Origin of the sequence: Weizmannia sp. FSL K6-0777 (assembly GCF_038593185.1) — a bacterium.
GTDB lineage: Bacteria > Bacillota > Bacilli > Bacillales > Bacillaceae_C > Weizmannia > Weizmannia faecalis.
Map to the genome: position 1 here is coordinate 2,573,206 of NZ_CP151971.1, position 22,271 is coordinate 2,595,476.

General features: G+C 45.8%; 23 protein-coding genes. 12 read left to right on the top strand and 11 right to left on the bottom strand.

Annotated elements, in window-relative coordinates; all coding sequences use genetic code 11:
* Positions 1-46: 46 nt before the first annotated feature.
* Positions 47-313: a YhdB family protein gene (locus NST70_RS12365; RefSeq protein ID WP_014097445.1), complete on the bottom strand. Its 267-nt coding sequence runs from the start codon at positions 311-313 to the stop codon at positions 47-49.
* A gap of 372 nt (positions 314-685) precedes the next feature.
* Between NST70_RS12365 and NST70_RS12370 the strand changes: the two genes are divergently transcribed.
* Positions 686-2,095 (top strand): SpoVR family protein, encoded by a 1,410-nt coding sequence (locus NST70_RS12370; protein ID WP_342475198.1) that lies wholly within the window; start codon positions 686-688, stop codon positions 2,093-2,095.
* A gap of 116 nt (positions 2,096-2,211) precedes the next feature.
* On the opposite strand, the gene NST70_RS12375 is transcribed toward NST70_RS12370, so the two are convergent.
* Positions 2,212-3,195: an acyltransferase family protein gene (locus NST70_RS12375; RefSeq protein ID WP_061565852.1), complete on the bottom strand. Its 984-nt coding sequence runs from the start codon at positions 3,193-3,195 to the stop codon at positions 2,212-2,214.
* Positions 3,196-3,502: 307 nt separating this feature from the next.
* Entirely contained in the window at positions 3,503-4,204 is a 702-nt protein-coding gene (locus tag NST70_RS12380) for a GDSL-type esterase/lipase family protein (RefSeq protein WP_014097441.1), read from the bottom strand.
* Positions 4,205-4,625: 421 nt separating this feature from the next.
* Here NST70_RS12380 and NST70_RS12385 point away from each other — a divergent pair, with 421 nt between their 5' ends.
* Positions 4,626-5,054 carry a disulfide oxidoreductase gene (locus tag NST70_RS12385; protein ID WP_014097440.1) on the top strand — a complete coding sequence of 143 codons (429 nt, stop codon included), beginning with the start codon at positions 4,626-4,628 and terminating at the stop codon, positions 5,052-5,054.
* 19 nt (positions 5,055-5,073) lie between these two features.
* Positions 5,074-5,556: a thioredoxin family protein gene (locus NST70_RS12390; protein WP_014097439.1), complete on the top strand. Its 483-nt coding sequence runs from the start codon at positions 5,074-5,076 to the stop codon at positions 5,554-5,556.
* A gap of 62 nt (positions 5,557-5,618) precedes the next feature.
* On the opposite strand, the gene NST70_RS12395 is transcribed toward NST70_RS12390, so the two are convergent.
* Positions 5,619-6,014, bottom strand: coding sequence for a YhcU family protein (locus NST70_RS12395; protein ID WP_026104608.1), 396 nt, complete (start codon positions 6,012-6,014; stop codon positions 5,619-5,621).
* A 337-nt stretch (positions 6,015-6,351) separates the two neighbouring features.
* Between NST70_RS12395 and NST70_RS12400 the strand changes: the two genes are divergently transcribed.
* The 4 genes from NST70_RS12400 to NST70_RS12415 all read left to right on the top strand — a co-directional run bounded on the left by NST70_RS12400 (position 6,352) and on the right by NST70_RS12415 (position 8,918).
* Positions 6,352-6,972, top strand: a complete 621-nt coding sequence (locus NST70_RS12400; RefSeq protein ID WP_014097437.1) for a DUF47 domain-containing protein — start codon at positions 6,352-6,354, stop codon at positions 6,970-6,972.
* A 12-nt stretch (positions 6,973-6,984) separates the two neighbouring features.
* Positions 6,985-7,983, top strand: a complete 999-nt coding sequence (locus NST70_RS12405; RefSeq protein ID WP_014097436.1) for an inorganic phosphate transporter — start codon at positions 6,985-6,987, stop codon at positions 7,981-7,983.
* Between the two features lie 129 nt (positions 7,984-8,112).
* Positions 8,113-8,673 carry a GNAT family protein gene (locus NST70_RS12410; protein ID WP_014097435.1) on the top strand — a complete coding sequence of 187 codons (561 nt, stop codon included), beginning with the start codon at positions 8,113-8,115 and terminating at the stop codon, positions 8,671-8,673.
* A gap of 32 nt (positions 8,674-8,705) precedes the next feature.
* Positions 8,706-8,918 carry a hypothetical protein gene (locus NST70_RS12415; protein ID WP_014097434.1) on the top strand — a complete coding sequence of 71 codons (213 nt, stop codon included), beginning with the start codon at positions 8,706-8,708 and terminating at the stop codon, positions 8,916-8,918.
* 365 nt (positions 8,919-9,283) lie between these two features.
* On the opposite strand, the gene yhbH is transcribed toward NST70_RS12415, so the two are convergent.
* From yhbH to queG, 5 genes are all read right to left on the bottom strand, one after another.
* A complete protein-coding gene (gene yhbH / locus NST70_RS12420; RefSeq protein WP_014097433.1) occupies positions 9,284-10,450 on the bottom strand; it encodes a sporulation protein YhbH in 1,167 nt (388 codons plus the stop codon).
* 235 nt (positions 10,451-10,685) lie between these two features.
* Positions 10,686-12,581 (bottom strand): PrkA family serine protein kinase, encoded by a 1,896-nt coding sequence (locus NST70_RS12425; protein ID WP_014097432.1) that lies wholly within the window; start codon positions 12,579-12,581, stop codon positions 10,686-10,688.
* A 654-nt stretch (positions 12,582-13,235) separates the two neighbouring features.
* The gene (gene trmL / locus NST70_RS12430; RefSeq protein WP_026104609.1) at positions 13,236-13,709 is read right to left on the bottom strand and encodes a tRNA (uridine(34)/cytosine(34)/5-carboxymethylaminomethyluridine(34)-2'-O)-methyltransferase TrmL; all 474 of its coding nucleotides are present in this window, start codon (positions 13,707-13,709) and stop codon (positions 13,236-13,238) included.
* 35 nt (positions 13,710-13,744) lie between these two features.
* Entirely contained in the window at positions 13,745-14,626 is an 882-nt protein-coding gene (locus NST70_RS12435) for an amidase domain-containing protein (RefSeq protein WP_019721276.1), read from the bottom strand.
* Positions 14,627-14,946: 320 nt separating this feature from the next.
* The gene (gene queG / locus NST70_RS12440) at positions 14,947-16,077 is read right to left on the bottom strand and encodes a tRNA epoxyqueuosine(34) reductase QueG (RefSeq protein WP_035189499.1); all 1,131 of its coding nucleotides are present in this window, start codon (positions 16,075-16,077) and stop codon (positions 14,947-14,949) included.
* Positions 16,078-16,447: 370 nt separating this feature from the next.
* On the opposite strand from queG, the gene NST70_RS12445 reads away from it, so the two are divergent.
* On the top strand, positions 16,448-17,071 hold the full coding sequence (locus NST70_RS12445; protein ID WP_017551342.1) for a MarC family protein: 624 nt from the start codon (positions 16,448-16,450) through the stop codon (positions 17,069-17,071).
* 329 nt (positions 17,072-17,400) lie between these two features.
* On the opposite strand, the gene NST70_RS12450 is transcribed toward NST70_RS12445, so the two are convergent.
* Positions 17,401-18,330, bottom strand: a complete 930-nt coding sequence (locus tag NST70_RS12450) for a manganese-dependent inorganic pyrophosphatase (protein WP_017551344.1) — start codon at positions 18,328-18,330, stop codon at positions 17,401-17,403.
* A 172-nt stretch (positions 18,331-18,502) separates the two neighbouring features.
* Between NST70_RS12450 and NST70_RS12455 the strand changes: the two genes are divergently transcribed.
* The gene (locus NST70_RS12455) at positions 18,503-18,967 is read left to right on the top strand and encodes a ferritin-like domain-containing protein (protein WP_014097426.1); all 465 of its coding nucleotides are present in this window, start codon (positions 18,503-18,505) and stop codon (positions 18,965-18,967) included.
* An 8-nt stretch (positions 18,968-18,975) separates the two neighbouring features.
* Here the strand turns inward: NST70_RS12455 and NST70_RS12460 are convergent, their stop codons facing one another.
* Entirely contained in the window at positions 18,976-19,833 is an 858-nt protein-coding gene (locus NST70_RS12460; protein WP_014097425.1) for a proline iminopeptidase-family hydrolase, read from the bottom strand.
* A gap of 150 nt (positions 19,834-19,983) precedes the next feature.
* On the opposite strand from NST70_RS12460, the gene NST70_RS12465 reads away from it, so the two are divergent.
* From NST70_RS12465 to NST70_RS12475, 3 genes are read left to right on the top strand one after another with little or no spacing between them, the layout of a single operon-like run.
* A complete protein-coding gene (locus NST70_RS12465; protein ID WP_014097424.1) occupies positions 19,984-20,781 on the top strand; it encodes an amino acid ABC transporter substrate-binding protein in 798 nt (265 codons plus the stop codon).
* Entirely contained in the window at positions 20,768-21,460 is a 693-nt protein-coding gene (locus NST70_RS12470) for an amino acid ABC transporter permease (RefSeq protein WP_014097423.1), read from the top strand. The genes NST70_RS12465 and NST70_RS12470 overlap by 14 nt, the downstream gene beginning before the upstream one ends.
* Before the next feature lie 12 nt (positions 21,461-21,472).
* Positions 21,473-22,210 carry an amino acid ABC transporter ATP-binding protein gene (locus NST70_RS12475; protein WP_061565103.1) on the top strand — a complete coding sequence of 246 codons (738 nt, stop codon included), beginning with the start codon at positions 21,473-21,475 and terminating at the stop codon, positions 22,208-22,210.
* The last annotated feature ends 61 nt before the right edge of the window (positions 22,211-22,271 follow it).

Consider the following 22,271-nt stretch of genomic DNA (forward strand, 5'->3'; position numbering starts at 1 on the left):
GCAGGACTGGAACAAGGTGCAAAGCAAAAAAGCGGAGGCGCCTTTTTCAGGCATGGCCTCCGCTTTGGTACACAAAACCCGGTTCCGCCCCGCTCCGGTCCGCCATTTCGTTGGCATGGTCAATATAGCGGTGCAGCGCAAACAGGCATCTTTCAATTACGTTATAGTCATGCGAAAAATGATAAGCATGTAAGACATGCTCAATTTTTTTGGAAAGAAAATCATCTTTCGTCCGCACCATCAAAATCAGCAAATTATCCCATTGCGAGCGGTGTGTGTAATATAAAGCGCGGTCATAATCAATGGGATTCATCCCGGCTCCCCCTTTCTTGTGCATTTGCTTGAAAAAAGCAAATCCTAATAAAAGGAGTCAACATTATTGTATGTGTTTTTCCTGATTTTGCGCGCTGAAAAACTTGCCTGGAGGGAAAACAAAAGGCTGTTATCATTTGGAATGCATTTTGCTGGTTTTCAGCCCGTGGCAAGCTTTTATGCAGCCGGGTCAGAATCATTCGGATCTTTTTTACCGGAAATAACGGGTGATTTCCAGTGCTTTGTCGCCTGCTCGTGCGCGGGCTGTTTCATTTCTCGTGATCATGCGAAAATCCTTCTTTGTGTCCTCATGTTTTTTCCCTTTCATTCATACATTGGAAAAAAGGGTGACTTTTAAAGGGAGGAACATTTCATGCGTGATCATGAAAGCCTGCAATATGCGATTGATGAGATAACGGAAATCGCGTCCGGTTTTGGGCTTGACTTTTACCCGATGCGCTACGAAATCTGCCCGGCGGATATTATTTATACTTTTGGCGCTTACGGCATGCCGACCAGGTTTTCGCACTGGAGTTTCGGTAAGCAGTTTTTCAAAATGAAGTTACAGTATGATCTCGGGCTGAGTAAAATTTATGAGCTTGTCATCAATTCCGATCCGTGCTACGCCTTTTTGCTGGATTCCAACACGCTTGTTCAAAACAAGCTGATTGTGGCGCATGTTTTGGCGCATTGTGATTTTTTCAAAAACAATGTCCGTTTTCAAAACACGAAGCGTGATATGGTGGAGAGCATGTCTGCAACGGCGGAAAGAATCCGGGCATATGAGCTGAAATACGGTAAAAAGGAAGTGGAGCAATTTATTGATGCCGTGCTGGCAATTGAAGAGCATATCGACCCGTCGCTCATGCGGCCGAAATTGAACTGGAGCATGGAAGACGCGGAAGAATGGGATGAGGAACCGAAACGCAAAGAGGGACCTTATGATGAATTATGGTCGCTTGATGAGAAAAAGCCGGAACAAAAAGCAGTGAAAAAAACGAAAAAGTTCCCGCCACAGCCGGAAAAAGATATTGTCCTTTTTATTGAACAATACAGCCGGGAATTGACGGAATGGCAGCGTGACATTATGACCATGATCCGCGAAGAAATGCTCTATTTCTGGCCGCAGCTCGAGACAAAAATCATGAATGAAGGGTGGGCCTCTTTCTGGCATCAGCGGATCATGCGCGAACTTGATTTGACAACAGATGAAGCAATTGAATATGCGAAACTGAATGCGGGCGTTGTCCAGCCGTCCAAAACCGGCATCAATCCGTATTATTTGGGAATCAAAATTTTTGAAGATATTGAAGAACGCTGGAACAACCCGACGGAAGAAATGAAAAAACGGGGCATACGGCCTGGGACCGGGTGTGAAAAAATATTCGAAGTGCGCGAAATTGAAAGCGATATTTCATTTCTGCGCAATTACTTGACAAAAGAACTGGCCACAAGGGAAGATATGTATTTGTTCCAAAAACAGGGGCGGGACTATAAAGTGGTGGACAAAGAGTGGGAACATGTACGCGACCAGCTTGTCAGCATGCGGGTAAACGGCGGTTTCCCATATTTGACCGTTACGGACGGAGACTACCGGAAAAACGGGGAATTGTATATTAAACACTGGTATGAAGATATTGAACTTGATTTAAAATACCTGGAAAAAGTGCTGCCCTACCTTTACCAGTTATGGGGCAGAAATGTCCACCTCGAAACGGTTGTGGAAGAAAAGCCGATTGTCTTCTCTTATGACGGAAGAAGCGTGCAACGGAAATACATGTAAAAAACACGAGCCCTCCGCTCAATAAAAAAAACAGCTTTCATGATTGGGACGCAGCATACCAAAAAGCGGCGAAAAACCATTTGATTTTCCGCCGCTTTTTAGCTATTTTATTTTTTCTACAACCGGAGTTCAATAATCGGCCTTGTAAATTTCCGGATATAGTAACTGCCGAGAAATAAACAGATGCCAAGTGAAAAAACAATCAGCAACAGGTAATTGCCCGCCAGCCAGTCAAGCACATTGGGGGAAGCGGCTGCTTCTATTGTCTTAATGATAAAACCGTGCAGCAAATACACATAGAGCGTACGCTCGCCAATTTTTGTCCACTTGTACCCTTTGCTCGGGATTAACAGGAAGAACCCGAGAATGACAAGCAGCGTGACAGCATATTGGGCCAGGCGGATTAGCCCGCTAAACCAATATTCCATCCCCATGCCGGCGTAAGAGGTATCGCCAAGGAGCCACGGCACAGCATCTTTCGGGAAAAACTGGCCGGTTGCAAGCGTGACGGCACACAAAATCAAAATGCCGGCTGCCGGCGCGTAAGGTATATTGCGCATTTTTTGCAAATGCTTCCCTTCCAGCAAAAATCCGAGCAGAAAATACGGAAAAAATACGAACGTGCGGGAGAGGCTCAGAAAACTTCCGGCCTCATCCCAGTAGCCAATCCCTATGCCGAGCGCCGCCGCAGCCGCGAGACCGAAAAAGTGGAAGCGGGCAAACAGATGGAGCAAAAGGTTCCAAAAAAACAAGCTCAGCAAAAACCATAATGTCCAGTGCGGTTTCAGAAAATTTACTGTCAGGTGCGATTCTTCGCCTGTATAGTAATAATAAACGGAATAAATACATTGAAAAATGAAATACGGGACCAAAATCTTTTTAAAGGATTTTGAAATATGGCCTTTTTTTCGGTATCCTTTTGAAAAATAGCCTGAAATAAGAATAAATGCTGGCATATGAAACAGGAAAATGACGGTATACAGCGTAAAGAGGAAATTGTCTTCGGTTTTAAACGGGCTGATCAGATGCCCGAGAACGACAAGATAAATCAGAATAAATTTTGCATTGTCAAAATACGAATTTCTTTTTCCTGCTGACATCTGCCATCCCCCGTTCCTGTTGTACAGCAAGTATTGCGATGTCGACGTCTTCCGTTTTCTATACCCCCTGTACGGGAAAATGAATCAATATTCATGCAGGAAACCCTGCGGTTCCTATTATACAAACTTTATATTACAAAACGGTAAAAATTTATTTAAACCATGAAGATTTTTAACAGCATTGCAAAAAGGCCGGTCACCGGCCTTTTTGATCACAAATATGGTTGGTTTGTTTTGTGCAAGGGGCGGGCAGCATCTGTGACGTTCGGTCAAACCGCCGGAAACCCCTCTTGCCTGCTTGTATTGCTTAAATTCCGCTCCCGGCTTTTTGCCCGGCAAATTGCGCAGTTAAATCCGTGTAAATTGTTTTCGCCATTACTTTATAACCTTCTGCTGTTAAATGGATGCCATCATCACTGATCAAGTCCTTCAGGTCACCGGCTTTTTTGATCGCTGTCCGGACATCAATGGCCGGGACGTTCAACTGGTTGATGAGTTTTTTCAGGCACCTGTTATATTGGCCGTGCCAGTGTTCAATACCGCCCGACAATCCGATCCAGTGGCCGATGCTTTTCCCAAAGCGTGCACTGATGGACTGGTAGTAGCGTTTCGGGTCAAGCGGCGGGAGCGTCAGCAAAATGGGCGTAATGCCCTGTTCTTTTACGGTTTTGACTAGATGCCTGATATTGTTCGCATATCGCTCAAGGGGTACAACCGGGACATGCGTATCATCCGGTTTCTCTGCTACTTCGTTCCATTTGAAATTGCAGTCATTACCGCCAATACAGATCAGCACGGCATGGGGATGCTCGCCGATCACATCCTTGTCGAGACGCCGAACAAGCAGGTCGGAATTATCATTGAACACGCCTTTATTAACAATCTCTGTGCTGCTGTCACCAAAATACTGCTGAAGTACTGTGGGATAATTGTCTTTTAAAATCCGGAGCCTTCCTTTTATACAAGTGACACCTCTTGTAATACTATCCCCGAAACAAACAATTTTCATTTGAGGCCCTCCCTTGAATGCATAATCATGCAAAAAGTCAGAATGATAGACATATTTTATTGTAAACTTGCCGGGCTTATTCGACAAGTGATTGTACTGCCCGCGGGCGAACGCTCTCCGCTTCTCATTGTCCAGGTGCGGGGGCTGTCGGCTTGTGAATTTCCAGTCCCCTCTCCTACGATAGGCGGGCGACGATTCATCGTGTTTCCTTTCGCTCGGCCGAAGACGATAAAATCCGTACGCCGCTGTACAGTCGCCTCCGCCTTTCTTTGTCCGGCTGTTGCTCCTAGCCCATCGAGTGGAATAACCCGTCCATCATGAAGCGCATGTCTATTCCGGCCGGAACAGTCGCCTCCGCTTTTCATTTTTTGGGATGGATACTATAATTTACAAGGAAGGGATTGATGAAGGAGGTAAGGGATTGAGTAGAGGACGGAGGGAAGAGATTTGGTTTTTTGCCTGGGCGGTTTCGGTCGTTGCTACGCTCGGCAGTCTTTATTTTTCGGAAATTAAGGGGTATGAACCGTGCGAACTGTGCTGGTACCAGCGCATTCTCATGTATCCAATGACGGTCCTGATCGGGATGGCCGTTGCCAGGAAAGATACCCGCATGTCGCTTTATACCGCTGTTTTGTCCGGAATCGGCATGTGTGTGTCACTTTACCATTACTGTCTGCAAAAACTTGCTTTTTTTTCGGACAGGCTTCCTGCATGCGGCCGCATCCCCTGTACGGCGGAATACATCAACTGGTTCGGCTTTATCACCATCCCCTTTTTGGCTCTCACAGCATTTGTCCTGATTTTTATTTCAAGTCTCATCGTTTGGAAGCAGGCTGGCACTTCCAAGTAAACATAACTGGAGGATTATCATGAAAAAAATTATCCTTTTTTTGGCCATTGTTCTCATTGTTTTTGGCGGGATTGCCGGAATCACAAAGTATAAGCAATCCCAGCAGGCGAAAAACAATCCGTATGCACCCGCAAAAAGTGTAAGCAAATTATCGGCGGAAACGCGTGACCAGCTGGATGACCCTCTTTACCAGAATATTATTTTGCCAAAAGAACTGAACCGTGATTTAAAATCCGGCAAAGATGTCACCGTTTATTATTTCATGCCGACCTGCCCGCATTGCAAACGGACGACGCCTGTTGTATCACCGCTCGCGAAAGATATGGGCATCGATTTGAAGGAATTTAACCTGACTGAATTCGAAAGCGGCTGGGATGACTACAAAATCAAAGCGACACCGACGATCGTCCATTACAAAAACGGCAAAGAAGCCGCACGCCTTGTCGGAGAGCATACAAAACAGGAGTTCCGCCAGTGGTTTAAAGCACATGTAAAAAAATAAGGCTGCGTGCTTGCAAGGAACCCTCAAAAAAAATAATGCCCGGTTTTTCCGGGCATTATTTTTTACACAAGCAGGCGATTGGCTGCTTTTTTAAACATACTGAACGTATCCGTATGCTTCTTCTGAAAATGGGAAAACGAAAAAGGAAAATGCAAACCAAACTGTTCAAGCGTAAATTTATTAAATTCAAACAGGCCGGCGTAATGCTCGTCCCGCTTATTCTCTTCCGTTTCCAAAATGGAAATGATGGTCTGCAGACTGGCAATCATCTGATACCCTGCTTTTAAAGTGCCGATTTGTTCTGTTGGGTCATCCGGCAGGGCAAGCACCCTGTCGCGCTGGAATGCGGTGATCTCCTCATCCGTAAAGTAATCAGGAAATACTTCTGTAAACATATGGCGGACCAATTCCGCGATCTTATCCATCTGTTCTTCCGTAGCAGCATAAACGATCTTCACAGCAGTCCCACCCTTTTTGAAAAATCCATATGTAAGCCAAATCATAGGCGCAATATAAGTACAGCATAGCATAGGAAAACGGGAAAAAAGTATGGTAAATGTGACCATGGCCCTGCCCCCTAAAAAGATTGGATTTTTTCTGAAAAAGCGGGACAAAAGCCCAAGCCTCATAGCCGGACTTTCTTCCAACAAAGCAACCTGTTTTTAGCTTTTTGACGAAAGTCGAAAATTGGAACCGTATACAAAATTTTATTTTCGACATTCTTCTTTTATCTTCGCAGGAAATCAGATAAAATAAAGACGTTTGATAATGAAAAGGATATGAGGAGGATCTTACATGGTATTTAAAAACAAGAAAGACAAGTTTACAGTGCTGTTTGGCCATATTTCGACCAACCTCCGGGAAGCCACCAATTACTTTGCCGACTATAAAATCCATAATAAAGACGATTTAAAAATTTTTACTGAAAAAATGAAAGAATACGAAACGACCGGGGATACTTACGTCCATGACATGATTCTGGAACTGAACGATGCCTTTATCACCCCGATTGAACGGGAAGACCTTTTGTCACTAACGAACAGCCTCGATGACGTGCTGGACGGCATTGAAGAAGTTTCCGGATTATTTGAACTGTACAATATTTACCAGGCGGACGATTTTATGGTCGAATTTGTTGAAATGATCCGCCGCTGTACCGACGAAATTGAAAAAGCAATTGACATCCTTTTTTCGAAAAAACTCGACAAGATCCGCCCGCATGCCATTAAAATTAAAGAATTTGAATTCCATTGTGACGAAATTTTAAGAAAATCATTAATTCACCTCTTTCAAAACGAAAAAGACCCGATTCGCCTGATCAAATATAAGGATTTGTATGAAAAGATGGAAGATGTGGCCGACTACTGCCAGACGGTGGCCAACATTTTAGAGACGATTATCATGAAAAATGCGTGAGGAGTCTGCTGAATGGATAGCATTTTAGTATTAACTGTCTTAATAGTAATTTTTGGATTTGGATTCGACTTCATCAATGGATTCCATGACACGGCTAACGCGATTGCAACGGCCGTTTCGACAAAAGCATTAAAACCCCGGCATGCGATCGTAATGGCCGCGCTTATGAATTTTCTCGGCGCCATTTCTTTTACAGGTGTTGCCGAGACCATTACGGAAAGTATTGTAAACCCGTTCACCCTTGCAAACGGACAGGTGGTCATTTTGTCCTCACTGATGTCAGCGATTATTTGGAATTTGATTACATGGTATTTCGGCATTCCGAGCAGTTCTTCCCATGCCATCATCGGATCCATTGCCGGCGCGGCGATTGCCTCGTCAGGTTTTCATGTAATCGAATATCGTGGTTTTATCAGCATTATTGAAGCCTTAATTTTATCCCCGATCCTCGCTTTTACGGTCGGTTTTACGGTTTACAGCATTTTTAAAGTTGCATTTCAGAATTTTAAGCTTGCGAAAACGAACCGACACTTCCGGCTGATCCAAATTTTCACCGCCGCTCTCCAGTCTTACTCCCATGGGACAAATGATGCCCAGAAATCGATGGGGATTATCACAATGGCTTTGATTGCCAACCATTATATTGCCGAGAACCATATTCCATTCTGGGTCCAGGTCGGTTGTGCGGCGGCAATGGGGCTTGGGACATCGATCGGCGGCTGGCGGATTATTAAAACGGTCGGCGTCAATATTATGAAGATCCGGCCGATTAACGGGGTTGCAGCCGACTTGAGTTCAGCTTTCATTATTTTTGGTGCAACATTTATCCACTTGCCGGTCAGCACCACCCATGTCATTTCTTCTTCCATTCTCGGGGTTGGTTCGGCCCACCGAATTAAAGGGGTCAAATGGGATACTGCAAAAAGAATGGTGATCACTTGGGTCATTACCCTTCCGATTTCAGCCGTTTTATCCGGTGCGATTTATCATATTGTAAACCTTTTTTGGTAAAACGGGCTGAAAAAAGAGCAGCGTTAAGCATGCTCTTTTTATATGCAAAAGAAATTTACATAGACAATTGAAAAATTTCCATTTTATGATACATTTTTAATAAACCATTCAGAACTGCGGGGGATAGATGTGAGAATCGAAGACATATACCGGAACTTGCCACTGCTTGAAACGGACCGGCTTGTTTTAAGAAAGCTCAAGCGGGATGACGTGCTCGATTTATTTTCCTATGCGTCAAGAAGTGAAGTAGCAAAATACGTGACGTGGGATGCACACCGGTCTGTCCGCGATTCGAAAAATTTTATAAATTTTGTGCTCAGCCAGTACCGCGAACACAAGATTGCCCCCTGGGGAATTGAAGACAAAGAGACACGAAAGCTGATCGGGACGGTCGATTTTGTATGGTGGAAGCCGGAAGAAAGGACGGCCGAGATTGGCTATGCCCTTTCTCCTGAGCACTGGGGAAAAGGCATCATGACAGAAGCCGCTAAAAAGCTGATTGCTTTCGGGTTTGAACACATGTATTTGATCCGCATCCAGGCCCGCTGTTTTGCAGAAAATATCGCGTCGGCCCGCGTCATGGAAAAAGCCGGCATGACCTATGAAGGCACTTTGCGCAAAGCCGTTTATAGAAAAGGAAAACATTGGGATCTCAAAATCTATTCCATTTTAAGAGAAGAGCATTTTTAACGGCCATAGCATGAAGGAAAGGAGATATCCCTATGGAATGGACAATAGACGACAGAATTTATGATACATTTTGGGAAGCTGAGGAAGTAGGATTCTCCAGTGTTAGTGATATGGGGGAAGGAAGAGGATTCATTACGCCTGATTTGAAAGTTGCAAGTGTCCTTTCCTACGCTTTATGTGGATTACCGGATGTAACATACCTTGTTCATACAGAAGAATTTTTGGAAGATGGCATTCTTAAATAGGGCTTGCTGAATAAGTGAAATTCCTAGATTTGGCAAGGCTGCTGACAGCTTTGGCCACCATTTAAATGCATGGGTTTTACAACAAATCCAGGGAAATGCCTGCACGTGAAATCCGATTCAACGTATGGAGAAGATCAAATCACCCCTTTTCGCAAAAGGATTCTTCTATATTTTGAGACAGATGTTGTAGATAAATTGGGCACAAACTCAGCGTCGGATTCGTTCAGCAAGCCCTAAATATAAGATATGGGTAGAAAACTTATGAGATCACAGCACGCGGCACACACAGAATCAGGTGAATCACCCGTTATCAGCACCCGCAAAAATAAGGGGCCCGCATCAGCCGTTGTGCAGCCCCTTTCTTCTTATGCCAAAGCTTTGTCTGCTTCCTTTGAAAAGAAACTTTTCATCGCATGGAAAACATCTGCTTTTTGTTTCAGCACGTAATATTTAAATTTCTCATCTTTAATATTTTTATAGGCCGACATGAGGGTGCTATGGCGGTTGTACTGGTTCACTTCCCCGTAGTAGAACATATTCGAGACTTTCATAATTTCCTGGACAAGTTTCACGCAGCGCGCATTGTCTGATGTCAGGTTGTCGCCGTCCGAGAAATGGAAGGGATAAATATTAAAGCGGTACGGGTCATATTTTTCATTGATCAGGCTGAGCGCTTTCCGGTAAGCCGATGAACAGATCGTGCCGCCGGACTCCCCTTTTGAAAAGAAATCTTCCTCCGATACGACTTTTGCCTCTGTATGGTGGGCGATAAATTCAATTTCCACGGTCTCATATTTCGTCCGCAAAAAACGCGTCATCCAGAAGAAAAAGCTGCGCGCCATATACTTTTCCCATATCCCCATACTTCCACTTGTATCCATCATCGCAAGGACAACTGCTTTTGATTCCGGTTTTTCCACTTCATTCCATGTGCGGAATTTGAGATCTTCCGGCACGATCGGGTGAAAGGCCGGTTTGCCATTCATCGCATTCCTTTTAAACGCCGACATCATCGTCCGTTTTTTATCAATATTGCCCATCAGCCCCGTTTTCCGAATATCGTTAAATTCAATCGCCTCTACCGTGTTCTCATCCCGCTCTTTCCTTTGAAGATTTGGCAGTTCCAATTGGCTGAACAATGCTTCCTCGATTTCCATCAGAGATACTTCCGCTTCATAATAGTCTTCACCCGGCTGGTCGCCTGCTCCCTGGCCTTTACCCGGTCCCTGCTCGGGGGAACCGTCGCGTGCAATGATATCGCCGACTTTGGAATCGCCCTGGCCCTGGCCGACATGTTTATTTTTATCATAATTATAGCGAATTTTATATTCGTCCAATGACCGGATCGGTATTTTGACAACATCCCGGCCGTCTGACATAATGATGCTTTCTTCCGTAATTAAGTCGGGCAGATTGTTGCGGATGGCTTCCTGGACCTTTTCCTGATGTCGGACCTGGTCATCATGCCCTTTGCGGTGGAGCGACCAGTCTTCCTGTGAAAGAACAAAATGCTTCTGATCCTGTTTATCCATGCTCATCCTCCATGCTCATCCTCCCTTTTTTGAAAAATTTGCCGAGAATTTCGCCGTCACCATACCGGATATCCTAACATATGCTATTTTGGCGTTTAAAAACTTGGATCATCACATTTAAGATTACTCTATCTTATGCAATAAGGCAGAATATTTGACATTTTTCTTTTAGAAACAGGCTAAAGCCGGATAAGGAAAAAACCGGGCTGATATCGCCCGGCTTCCGGCTGCCGGATTACCGGTTCAGCAAGCTCCCGACATAGCGCAGCAGTTCATTGGCCGATGTGGAATTATAGCCGTAATCATCAATTAAACGCGCCACCACTTCATTGATCTTCTTCAACTGCTGTTCATCCGGCGTTTTTGTGGATGTTGTAATCTTGACAACGTCTTTTAAATCCGCAAACAATTTTTTCTGGATGGCTTCACGGAGCCGGTCGTGTGAATTATAATCAAACCGTTTCCCTTTTCTCGCATAAGCCGAAATGCGGATGAGGATTTCTTCCCGGAACGCTTTCTTCGCATTTTCCGAAATGCCGATCTGTTCTTCGATCGACCGCATCAGTTTTTCATCCGGATTAATTTCTTCGCCTGTTAAAGGATCATGCAGCTTCACTTTGTTGCAGAATGCTTCTACATTGTCGAGATAATTGTCCATCAGCGTTTTCGCCGATTCTTCATACGAATATACAAATGCTTTCTGCACTTCTTTTTTGGCAATTTCATCGTATTCTTTCCGCGCTAAAGAAATGAAATTCAAATACTTCTCTTTCAATTCCGGGGTAATCGACGGATGCTGGTCAAGCCCTTCCTTCAATGACAGAAGCACATCGAGGGCATTGATGGATTTCATTTCTTTTTTGATGATTGTAGAGGAAATACGGTTGATGACATAGCGCGGATCAATCCCGAACATGCCTTCATCCTGGTATTCATTTTTCAGTTCCTTTACATCCTGTGAATTGTACCCCTCTACTGCCATCCCGTCATACAAGCGCATTTTCTTAAGCAAATCGATATCCGCCCGCTTCGGTTCGCGCAACCTTGTTAAAATGGTAAACATCGCCGCAACTTTCAGCGTATGCGGAGCGATATGAATATCCGCCACATCGCTTTCCCGGATCATTTTTTCATAAATTTTCTCTTCCTCGGTTACCCGCAAATTATACGGAACCGGCATGACAATAATCCGTGAGTGCAAAGCTTCGTTTTTCTTATTGGCAATAAAAGAGCGGTATTCGGTCTCATTCGTGTGCGCGATGATCAATTCATCAGCAGAAATCAGCGCAAACCGGCCTGCTTTAAAATTTCCTTCCTGCGTCAGCGACAACAGATGCCAGAGAAATTTCTCATCGCATTTGAGCATTTCCTGAAATTCCATAATGCCGCGGTTGGCCTTGTTCAGTTCGCCGTCGAAACGGTAAGCGCGCGGATCCGATTCGGAACCGTACTCGGCAATGGTCGAAAAATCAATGCTGCCGGTTAGATCCGCGATATCCTGCGATTTCGGATCCGACGGGCTGAACGTGCCGATCCCCGTCCGCTTGTCTTCGGAAAAAAAGATCCTTTCAACGAGCACGTCTTCAATCCTTCCGCCATACTCTTCCTCCAGCCGCAGCATATTCAAAGGAGACAAATTGCCTTCAATCCGGATACCGTATTCCTCGTAAAAATCCGCCCGCAAATGTTGCGGAATCAAGTGAAGCGGATCTTCATGCATTGGGCAGCCTTTGATGGCAAATACAGCGCCCTGTTCAGTCCGCGAATACGCTTCAAGGCCCCGTTTTAACATTGTCACAAGCGTCGATTTTCCGCCGCTTACAGGTCCCATCAACAATAAAATCCGTTTTCTGACATCCAGCCTTTTCGCAGCCGGGTGGAAATATTCTTCCACCAATTTTTCAAGCGCCTCTTCCAAACCGAATAATTGATGGCTGAAAAAACGGTATTTTTTTACTCCGTCCACTTCCTCCACACCGGCATCCTTAATCATATTGTAAACTCGGGAATGAGCGGATTGTGCAACCCATGGCTTTTCTTTTAGCAAGTCAAGATACTCCCTGAACGTTCCTTCCCATCTCAGTTTTTCCTCTTCTTCACGGTAGTTTGTGAGTTTCCTCAGAATATCCATTTCGTACCTCCCCTTAGTCTTGTTGAAGAGACGTTTATATAATCTATGCCCCCAAGCGAGGGAACATGATAAAAAGAGACAACCTTATTCGGGACGAACGGACAGCGATAAACGCGAAAAACGAATAGGAAAAATTTCGTTTAGGGAGATTCTGGTGGATAAGGTACGTTCAAAAATTGAAAATAGGTGCATCTTTCAGTGAAATGGGCTATAATGAGGGGCAAAGAAGGAAAAACAGGGAGGATATCGAAGTGAAAACGTTCCTTATTATATTGGTAGCGATTTCATTCTTGTCCGCCATTTTCACGGCTGGATACGAAGACAAAGGGGAAAACTTCCGCGAGCAAGAGCCGGAGTATTAAAATGCTGCTCAAAGATTTTTTTGCACCGGGGATCTTCCGTGGGCAAAAGGCCAGGTGATCCCGACCATTTCCGGCATTGGCGCTTCCACACACGAAAGGCCGGGGAAATTCAGCCTGGCAGTGTGGCAGGGATTTTGAGCGGGCAAGGCCTAGAAAAAATGCAGCTTAAAACATTCGGAAGGGATTTTTCACCGGGATCTTTCGTGAGCACGGGCCGGATGATCCCGACCATTTCCGGCATTGGCGCTTCCACACACGAAAGGGCCGGGCGATGAACCAGCCCGGCCCTTTGTCATTTTAATCCTGGATAATGCTGCTGCCGCAACGCTTCATATACAAGGATGGCGGCAGTATTGGAAAGGTTAAGCGACCGCACTTTGTCTGTCATCGGAATACGCAGGCAGCGGTCCTTATTTTTTTCAATCAAGTCATTCGGCAGCCCCGAGGTTTCCCGGCCGAACATGAAATATAAATTTTTGTCCGGATCGCTGAAATCAAAATCCGTAAACGGCTTTTCGCCAAACGTCTCAATGTAGTATACTTCGCCGTCCGCATTTTTTTCAAAAAATTCTTCCAGTGAATCATAATAGACGATATTCACATGCTTCCAATAATCCAGCCCGGCTCTTTTTAACATTTTATCATCCGTTGAAAAGCCGAGCGGGCGGATCAGATGGAGCGTTGTCCCGGTCCCCGCGCAAGTGCGTGCAATATTGCCTGTGTTGGCGGGAATTTCCGGCTGGTACAATACAACATGCAAGCTCAACATTTGTCACCTCGGGACTTATTATAACACGTTTCTCAACTATCATCTTCAATGGTAAAAAACTTGTACTTGATATTCGGCGTATAGGCGGAAGAGTCTTCATACGTCCAGTACCGTTTACGGCTATTGGTCGTATGGGCATTCACAAGCGGCATCCCGTAATAATCATAACCCGTGACAATGAGCGTATGGTCAAACCGGCCGTCCCCCTGGAAATCGATACAAATGACGTCACCGTACTTCAGCTCCTGCGGTGACGAAACTTCCTTTGCGCGCAAACCGGTTTTAGAATACTGCAGGTATGTCTTAAACGAATGTGCAACCGTCCAGCTGTAACTCCAGTTATTGTGCATCATCCACCAGCCCTGTGCCCTGTCCGGGTATCCGCGCATCGGTGCCCCGCCGGCGTGAAGGCATTGCGAGATATAGTTCGTGCAGTCATCCGTAAACGATTTGTAAGCCGGATTAAAACGGTTCCACCACTTTTCCGCATACTGGACAGCTTTCATGCGGTCATACACGTATGCGATCCGTTCGCCGCCAGCTGCTCCAGTTTTCTGCTCCTCATCATCCGGCAGAGGACCGCGCCATTCCGGAATGTCCGGCACAAGTTCTTCGTCTTCATAAAGCCTTCCATCGTAAAAAGATGCTTTTCTTTCCTCCAATGCTTCTTCAATGTAAAAAGCCGCTTTTTGTTTGATCATATACTGCATATGCACCGTATAATAAAGAAAGCTGTGGCTTCCCTCCTGGTCAGCCCGGGTTACTTTTGCTTCCGCTTTCACCTTTACAATCCGGGCATCCCGATTTGAAAGCCCCGTCTTTTTTCGTTCAATATCTTCAAATTCCCGCTCTGTTCCTCGCCCGGTAAAGTGAGCAAGCCTGTTTTCAAGATGTGCCTGGATTTGTTCTTTCAATCAGAAAACCCCCTCTCTTCATCACTATATGATGAAAAAGCGGGGGAAATCAGTATCTGTATATTTTCGTGCTTTTTGAAAACGCAAAGATTCTTTTGTTTTGCTGAAAATTTGCGTTGGCGCTGCTTTTGGCACATAAAAAAGCGGCAGCCGTTATCAAGGAACGTGATACATTCCTAGAGCTTTCTTGACGCAGTACCGTTCCATGTGCCGATTTTTTGCCCGTCTCCACGAAAGAAACAGCATCGAAGTTGATCCTGAAAATAGGCGCCGGCTGATTTTCATTCTCCTGCTGGTGCCGCGTTCACAGCGATGGGCGTCTAATCAAAAAATGCAAGGCCTTTTTCGATTTCATTGCGGACATCCGGATCTTCTTCCTGTTCGCGTGCGGAAAGAAGTGCAGCTTTTGCTTCTTCCCCGCCGATTTTCCCAAGCGCCCAGCCTGCCGTCCCGCGAATAACCGGGCGCGGATCTTCCTGCAAAATTCGGATCAGCTCCGGTACTGCGCTTTCTTCCTTAAAATGGGCGAGCGCGATAATCGCGTTTCGCTGGATCGGCTTTTTCCCGCGCCACGATCCTGCCATATGGCCGAACCGTTCTTTAAACGCGCGGTTGCTGAGGCGGAGAATCGGTTCCAGAAGTGGCTTGGCCGCTTCCGGTTCCGGCTCCATTTCCTCATGAAAATGAAAATCAATCCCTTTGTTTTTCGGACAGATTGTCTGGCACGAATCACAACCGTACACGCGATTGCCGATTTTCCCTTTAAACTCGTCCGGCAAGTAATCTTTTGTCTGCGTTAAAAAGCTGATGCACCGTTTGGCATTCAGCTGCCCGGCAGAAACAAGCGCGCCGGTCGGACAGACATCTAGGCATTTCCGGCAGTCACCGCACTGGTCCTCAACAGGTGTATCCGGTTCAAACGGAATATTGGTAATCATCTCGCCTAAGTACACATAGGAACCAAATTCCGGTGTGATGATCGAACAATTTTTTCCGCTCCAGCCAATGCCGGCCCTCTCGGCTACCGCCCGGTCGGAGAGTTCCCCTGTATCGACCATCGATTTGCAGCGGGCCCCTTCCACTTTTTCTTTAAGAAAATCTTCCAGTTTCGAAAGCTTGTCCCTTAAGATGGTGTGATAGTCCTCGCCCCAAGAAGCCCGGCAAAAGATCCCGCGGCGTGCGCCTTTTTTCCCTTTCGGCGGATTCTTGATTTTGGACGGGTAGGCGAGCGCAACGGCAATAATCGACTGGGGCGAATCAAAAATTAAAGAAGGATTCACCCTTTTTTCAATATCTTTTTCCTCAAAGCCGGACTGGTAGCCGAGTTCCTGTTGACGGATCAGGCGCTGCTTCAACTCCGTAAACGGGTCTGGAGAAGCAAACCCGATTTTGTCGATTCCGATTGTTTTGCTGAAGGCAATGACTTCTTTTTTCAATTCGGCCGTATCCATGATTCACCTCCCCCGGAAAACAAATTATATAAAATGAACTTAATTTGCATTCAGCCCGAGCACCAATTTGCATGACGAGGACTTTTTGTACGGCAACAAGCGGCAATATGCGTATTGCTGCCATTAAAAACGTGCCATCATCAACTGTAAAAATGATTGTCACAATAAAAACGCAGGGATTCTCCCCCGCTTTCCGGGTGAAACACTGCGTTGCTTCTTACATACATCAAAACGATATGAACATTATATTAAAGACATCCGCTTCTGTAAAGAAACGCGGGGATCCGTCCATCAAAAAACTGTTACCCCTGTTACATTTTCCACCAACAGGGTAATGCAATAAAAAAATAAACAAAAAGGGGTGTGGAAATTGTTCGGCGAAATTATAAAACTTTCGCTCGGTTTTTTTGCGGTGATGAATCCGATCGGGAATATTCCGATCTTCATTTCATTAACCGGCGGATATTCCTTAAAGGATAAACGGAAAACCGCCCGCAAAGCGGTCATTGTTTCTTTTATCATACTAACGGTTTTTCTTTTGCTTGGAAAATTATTGTTCGAGGTCTTCGGGATTACGATTCATGCGTTTCGCGTTGCAGGGGGGATCTTAATCTTCGGGATTGCCTACAGCCTGCTGCACGCTAAAAATGCAAGATCGCAAAGCCCGCATCCGAATGAGCGGAAAGAAGTTGAAGCCCGGGATGACATCTCTATTACACCGCTTGCCCTCCCGATCCTGGCCGGGCCCGGGACGATCGCAACTGTCATGGCGCAGACGTCTTCCCATTCCCTGCCAAACCTGGCAAGTGTTTTAATCGGCTATACCATTGTGCTCGCTTTAACCTTTGTATTGTTTTATTATTCATCTTCGATTATCTCCAAGCTCGGGCAAAGCGGCCTTAACATTATAACAAGGCTGATGGGGCTGATTCTTGCCGTCATGGCGGTTCAAATGATCGCAAGCGGCATCCACGGGCTGTTCCCGAAGCTGTAAAACAATCCGCTTCCATATACGGAACATATGGATATCTGCGTCCCGTTCTGGTCCCCCGGTTGAAAAAACGGTGCCGGTTGCGGAAACAGCGGGGATTCCGCAAGCCAAGATTTGAAAATGCAGCACAATATCCAAGGATCATACGGGTATCTGAGTCGCATTCCGATCCCCCGTTGAAAAAACCGGTGCCGGTTGCGGAAACAGCGGGGTTCCGCAAGCCAAAATTTGAAAAGGCAGCACAATACCCAAGGATCATACGGGTATCTGAAAGCCCTGTTCCGGTTTCTTGGAATGAAAAAAGCCGGTGCCATGTGTCGGCACCGGTTTTTTCAGCTATGAAAGGATTCGGTTAAAACCGGAACAATTTGTTTTTTCCGTGATACAACGCCTTTTAAAGTGGCCGTGTTGTTTTCCAGCTTGACATTATAGGCTTTTTCCACAATATCCGCCGATTTGCCGAGTGCAAGTGCGACGGAATCGTTTGTTAAAATATCCGTTACAACAAACAGGAACAAATCAAGCCCTCTGTCTGTAATCTGCGCTTGGATCGCCTGTTCAATTTCCGCCTGTTTCACGAGCACGTCATTTGTATCAACGGCATTTACCTGGGCAATCACCACTTTATGGCCAGCCATATCAAATTCTTTGGAGTCAAGTGTAATCAGCTGTTCCACCGTTTTGTCACTTAAATCCGCGCCGGCTTTCAGCATTTCAAGGCCGTATGTATCTGCATCCACACCGGCAATTTCAGCCAGTTCTTTCGCTGCCTTCACATCTTCTTCCGTGCAAGTCGGGGATTTAAACAAAAGCGAGTCGGAGATGATCGCAGAAAGCATCAGGCCAGCTATTTCTTTACTGATTTCAACCCCATTCTCTTTGTAAAGTTTATTTAAAATCGTTGCTGTACAGCCGACCGGTTCCGCACGGTAATAGAGCGGGTCGCTCGTTTCAAAATTGGCGATGCGATGGTGGTCAATGACTTCAAGGACCCGCACGCTGTCAATGTCGTCCGCGCTTTGCTGGCGTTCATTATGGTCCACAAGAATGACATTTTCCACTTCGTTTGCAACCGTTTGAACGAGGCGCGGCGCTTCCATGTGGAATGTTTCCAATGCGAATTTCGTTTCATTGCTCAATTCTCCTAACCGGACCGCCTCCGCGTCAACGCCCAATTTTGTTTTTAACGCTGCATAGGCAATCGCTGAACAAATCGCATCCGTATCCGGGTTTTTATGGCCGAAAACAAGTACTTTTTCCATTTCTTTGCTCCTTTTCTAAAAAAATATGAAGGAAATCTGGCATAGACATTCCTATTATAAAACATTTCGGGAAAATTTTTAAACATTGTCCGCTGGATGGATCAGAAAAAATCGGAACGATCCGCTTTTGCCCATCATACGATATACCGGTTGAAAGTGAGGAGGGAATCCAATGTTTGTCCATCCGTTTGATGATCATGCCGGTTTGAGAAACACACAGCCTGACGCCGGGAACCAGCAGGCAGTATGGCTCGCCAATCTAATCCAGGCAATAAACGGCGAATATAGTGCCATCGCCTGCTACGAGCAAATCGCAAGGAGAGCCCCGTCTGCTGAAGCCCGTAACATCATTATGGAAATCCGTGATGATGAGATTCGCCATTTCCAGACATTTTCGCAGTTTTACACGAACCTCACAGGCAGAAGGCCGCAGCCGCAAATCAGCGAAGCCTGCCCTTCCACTTACAAAGGAGGGCTTGAATTTGCCGTGAAAGACGAACAAAACACGGTCGATTTTTACAGAGAATTGGCGCGTTCCGCAAATAGCCCTGCCATGAAGCAGGCGTTTCTTGAAGCGGCAAGAGACGAACAGCATCACGCCGTCTGGTTTCTTTATCTGCTCATCAATATCCGCTGACCGTGCGCTCAAACACCTGCCAAAAATTCCCGGATCACCCGCACAAATTCATGGGGCTCTTCAAGGTACGGCTGGTGTGAGCTGTTTTCAAACATATGGAATTTTGCCCCCGGTATGAGCCGGCTATAGGCCCTCGTTGTTTCCGGCCTGGCTTCATCGTAACGCCCGCAGGTAAATAAGGCAGGCAGCCTGATCTCATGCAGGCGGCCTGTTACGTCAAATGTTTTCAAATTGCCGGACGGGTAAAATTCTGACGGCCCCCACATCGTCAAGTATACTTCTTCATTCGGACGGGCAAATTCCGATTGCAAGACGGCCGGCTTTTCTTCAAGACGGTTGACAAATTTTTTATAGAAAACTTTCATTGCCTCTTTGTATTCCGGAGAGGATGTCCGCCCCTCGCGTTCTGAACGCGCCAAAATTTCCTGGACATCGGGCGGCAGCTGTTTCCGGTGTTCATCCTGATCCTCTTTCCACTGTGGAGCGCTCAGGCATGGCCCGGAAAATATAACGCTTTTTACCCCTGCCGGCTGCTTCAGCAAATAGTTTGCCGCAAGCATTGTTCCCCACGAATGGCCGAGGATGTGGACTTTATCCAATGCAAGTGCCTCACGAAGCCGGGCAAGCTCCTCTGTGAATCTGTCAATTGTCCAGAGTAAGGGGTCATCCGGGTGGTCTGATCTTCCGGAACCGAGCTGGTCGTAAAAGACAACCGGCCGTTCATCCCCGAGTGCTTCAAGGGCAAAAAACGGCATATGTGTCCCACCAGGCCCGCCGTGCAATACGATAAGCGGCGTTTTGCTTCCGGTGCCCGTTATTTTGTAAAAGACATTCCCTCCCGTGACTTTCACATATCCTTCTGCCATATTGGGTTAACCACCTTTCGCTTTCCCTCATCCATATTTTACTATACAAAGCCTTTTTTCTGGATATTTTTTACCCCTTTGTTTACAATACAAAATGCTGGTTAAAGCATAGCTGTAGACTGTAAAGATAATAAAAAGGGAGTTGACAACATGAGAAAATACATCAAATGGCTGGCCGTGTTTTGCTTGCTGCTTGCGTTAACGGCATGCGGAAAAAATACGGACAACCAGAACGCTTCAAAATCCAATGACTTATACGGCCAGATCAAATCAAAAGGCGTCCTTTTGATCGGGACAGAAGGAACATATCCGCCATTTTCTTTCCATAAAAACGGAAAATTAACAGGCTACGATATTGATGTTGCAAAAGAAGTTGCAAAACGGCTCGGATTAAAAGCCGAATTTAAAGAAACCCAGTGGGATGCCATGTTTGCCGGGCTCAATTCCAAACGGTTTGATATGATCGCAAACCAAGTCGGGATCCGCGCAGACCGCCAGAAAAAATATGATTTTTCCACACCATATACGATTTCAAAAGCCGTTGTCCTTGTACGCAAAGACAATACGAACATCAAGTCCTTTGCTGATTTAAAAGGCAAAAAATCAGCCCAATCGCTTACAAGCAACTTTGCCACTATTGCCAAGAAAAATGGTGCCAATATTGTAAGTGTGGAAGGCTTTAACCAAGCGATCCAGCTTTTGACTTCAAACCGTGTGGATGCAACGGTCAATGATTCCCTAACTTATCTGGATTACAAAAAGCAAAAACCGAATGCTGCCATTAAAGTTGCCGCCACCGCAAACGATGCCAGCAAATCCGCTCTTTTGTTCCGGAAACATTCAGGGAAATTGACAGACAAAGTAAATGATGCTTTAAAAGATATGAAAAAAGACGGCACACTAACAAAAATTTCAAAGAAATGGTTTGGTGAAGATGTTTCCCAATAACCTTGCGTTTATCAGCAGCAACCAGCTGCATTTGGTGCAAAGTTCCCTTCTGTCGATGCTGAAGGGAGCTTTGCATTATACGATTCCATTAACGATCATCACTTTCTGTATCGGTCTTGTGCTGGCACTTGCCACGGCGCTGGCACGAATTTCCGGTATTAAAATACTGGAATGGATTGCCCGAATCTATGTCTCAGCAATCCGCGGAACCCCGTTGCTTGTGCAATTATTTATCATTTTTTACGGGCTGCCGTCTGTGCACATTACCATTGGTTCTTTTCCAGCCGCCATTATCGGCTTTTCGCTCAATGTCGGCGCGTATGCATCAGAAATTATCAGGGCAGCGATTTTGTCGATTCCAAAGGGACAATGGGAAGCAGCCTATTCGATCGGGATGAACTATTCACAGGCTTTGAGAAGAATTGTACTCCCACAGGCCGTCCGCGTATCGGTACCGCCACTTTCTAATACGTTTATCAGTCTCGTGAAGGATACGTCTCTTGCTTCCTTGATTTTGGTGGCCGATCTGTTCCGTAAAGCCCAGGAAATTGCCTCCACCACTTATCAATTTATGCTGCTGTATGTCGAAGCGGCCTTTTTGTACTGGGTGATTTGTTTGATTCTCTCAATAATCCAGCAAAAGTTGGAAGGCCGTTTTGATAAATACATCAGCAAGTAAGGAGGGACCTGTATGATTCGAATAGAAGGGTTACATAAACAATTCGGCAACCTTGAAGTGCTGAAAGGCATTGACTTAACCATTGAAAAAGGGAAAGTGATCGTCATCATCGGCCCATCCGGTTCTGGTAAAACCACGCTGCTCCGCTGTATGAATGCCCTTGAAATCCCAAATCAAGGCAGAGTACAGATCGGTGATGTATCCGTTGACTTTTCCCAACATCCCAATAAAAAAGAACGCGCGGCTTTGCGGCAAAAATCCGGCATGGTTTTCCAACAGTACAATCTTTTCCCGCATAAAACGGTTCTCGAAAATGTGATTGAGGGGCCTATCATTGTAAAAAGGAAAAACCGCCAGGATGCAGTAAAAAAAGCTGAAATGCTGCTGGAAAAGGTAGGCCTGCTTGATAAAAAAGATGCGTATCCGGCAAGCCTTTCCGGCGGTCAGCAGCAGCGCGCCGGGATTGCGCGGGCGCTTGCGATGGAGCCGGAAGTAATGCTGTTTGACGAACCGACATCCGCACTGGACCCGGAACTTGTGAGCGGCGTGCTAAATGTGATGAAGGAGCTTGCTGAAGAAGGGATGACAATGGCCGTTGTCACACACGAAATGCGGTTTGCCCGCGAAGTTGCAGACAAGGTGATTTTCATGGATGGCGGTGTCATCCTGGAGCAAGGCAAACCGGAAGAAGTATTCCATCATCCAAAAAACGCACGGACCAAGCAATTCCTGCAGCTGATTCAAAGCTAATGAAACGGATCAGGTTTTTCGATATAAAACGAGCTGCCCTCTATCAGGCAGCTCGTTTTAT

Bases quoted from the DNA above. Each gene is read 5' to 3' on its own strand.
- NST70_RS12365 (WP_014097445.1), bottom strand. From the start codon at position 313: ATGAATCCCATTGATTATGACCGCGCTTTATATTACACACACCGCTCG.
- NST70_RS12370 (WP_342475198.1), top strand. From the start codon at position 686: ATGCGTGATCATGAAAGCCTGCAATATGCGATTGATGAGATAACGGAA.
- NST70_RS12375 (WP_061565852.1), bottom strand. From the start codon at position 3,195: ATGTCAGCAGGAAAAAGAAATTCGTATTTTGACAATGCAAAATTTATT.
- NST70_RS12380 (WP_014097441.1), bottom strand. From the start codon at position 4,204: ATGAAAATTGTTTGTTTCGGGGATAGTATTACAAGAGGTGTCACTTGT.
- NST70_RS12390 (WP_014097439.1), top strand. From the start codon at position 5,074: ATGAAAAAAATTATCCTTTTTTTGGCCATTGTTCTCATTGTTTTTGGC.
- NST70_RS12400 (WP_014097437.1), top strand. From the start codon at position 6,352: ATGGTATTTAAAAACAAGAAAGACAAGTTTACAGTGCTGTTTGGCCAT.
- NST70_RS12405 (WP_014097436.1), top strand. From the start codon at position 6,985: ATGGATAGCATTTTAGTATTAACTGTCTTAATAGTAATTTTTGGATTT.
- NST70_RS12415 (WP_014097434.1), top strand. From the start codon at position 8,706: ATGGAATGGACAATAGACGACAGAATTTATGATACATTTTGGGAAGCT.
- yhbH (WP_014097433.1), bottom strand. From the start codon at position 10,450: ATGGATAAACAGGATCAGAAGCATTTTGTTCTTTCACAGGAAGACTGG.
- NST70_RS12425 (WP_014097432.1), bottom strand. From the start codon at position 12,581: ATGGATATTCTGAGGAAACTCACAAACTACCGTGAAGAAGAGGAAAAA.
- queG (WP_035189499.1), bottom strand. From the start codon at position 16,077: ATGGATACGGCCGAATTGAAAAAAGAAGTCATTGCCTTCAGCAAAACA.
- NST70_RS12450 (WP_017551344.1), bottom strand. From the start codon at position 18,330: ATGGAAAAAGTACTTGTTTTCGGCCATAAAAACCCGGATACGGATGCG.
- NST70_RS12455 (WP_014097426.1), top strand. From the start codon at position 18,503: ATGTTTGTCCATCCGTTTGATGATCATGCCGGTTTGAGAAACACACAG.
- NST70_RS12460 (WP_014097425.1), bottom strand. From the start codon at position 19,833: ATGGCAGAAGGATATGTGAAAGTCACGGGAGGGAATGTCTTTTACAAA.
- NST70_RS12465 (WP_014097424.1), top strand. From the start codon at position 19,984: ATGAGAAAATACATCAAATGGCTGGCCGTGTTTTGCTTGCTGCTTGCG.
- NST70_RS12470 (WP_014097423.1), top strand. From the start codon at position 20,768: ATGTTTCCCAATAACCTTGCGTTTATCAGCAGCAACCAGCTGCATTTG.
- NST70_RS12475 (WP_061565103.1), top strand. From the start codon at position 21,473: ATGATTCGAATAGAAGGGTTACATAAACAATTCGGCAACCTTGAAGTG.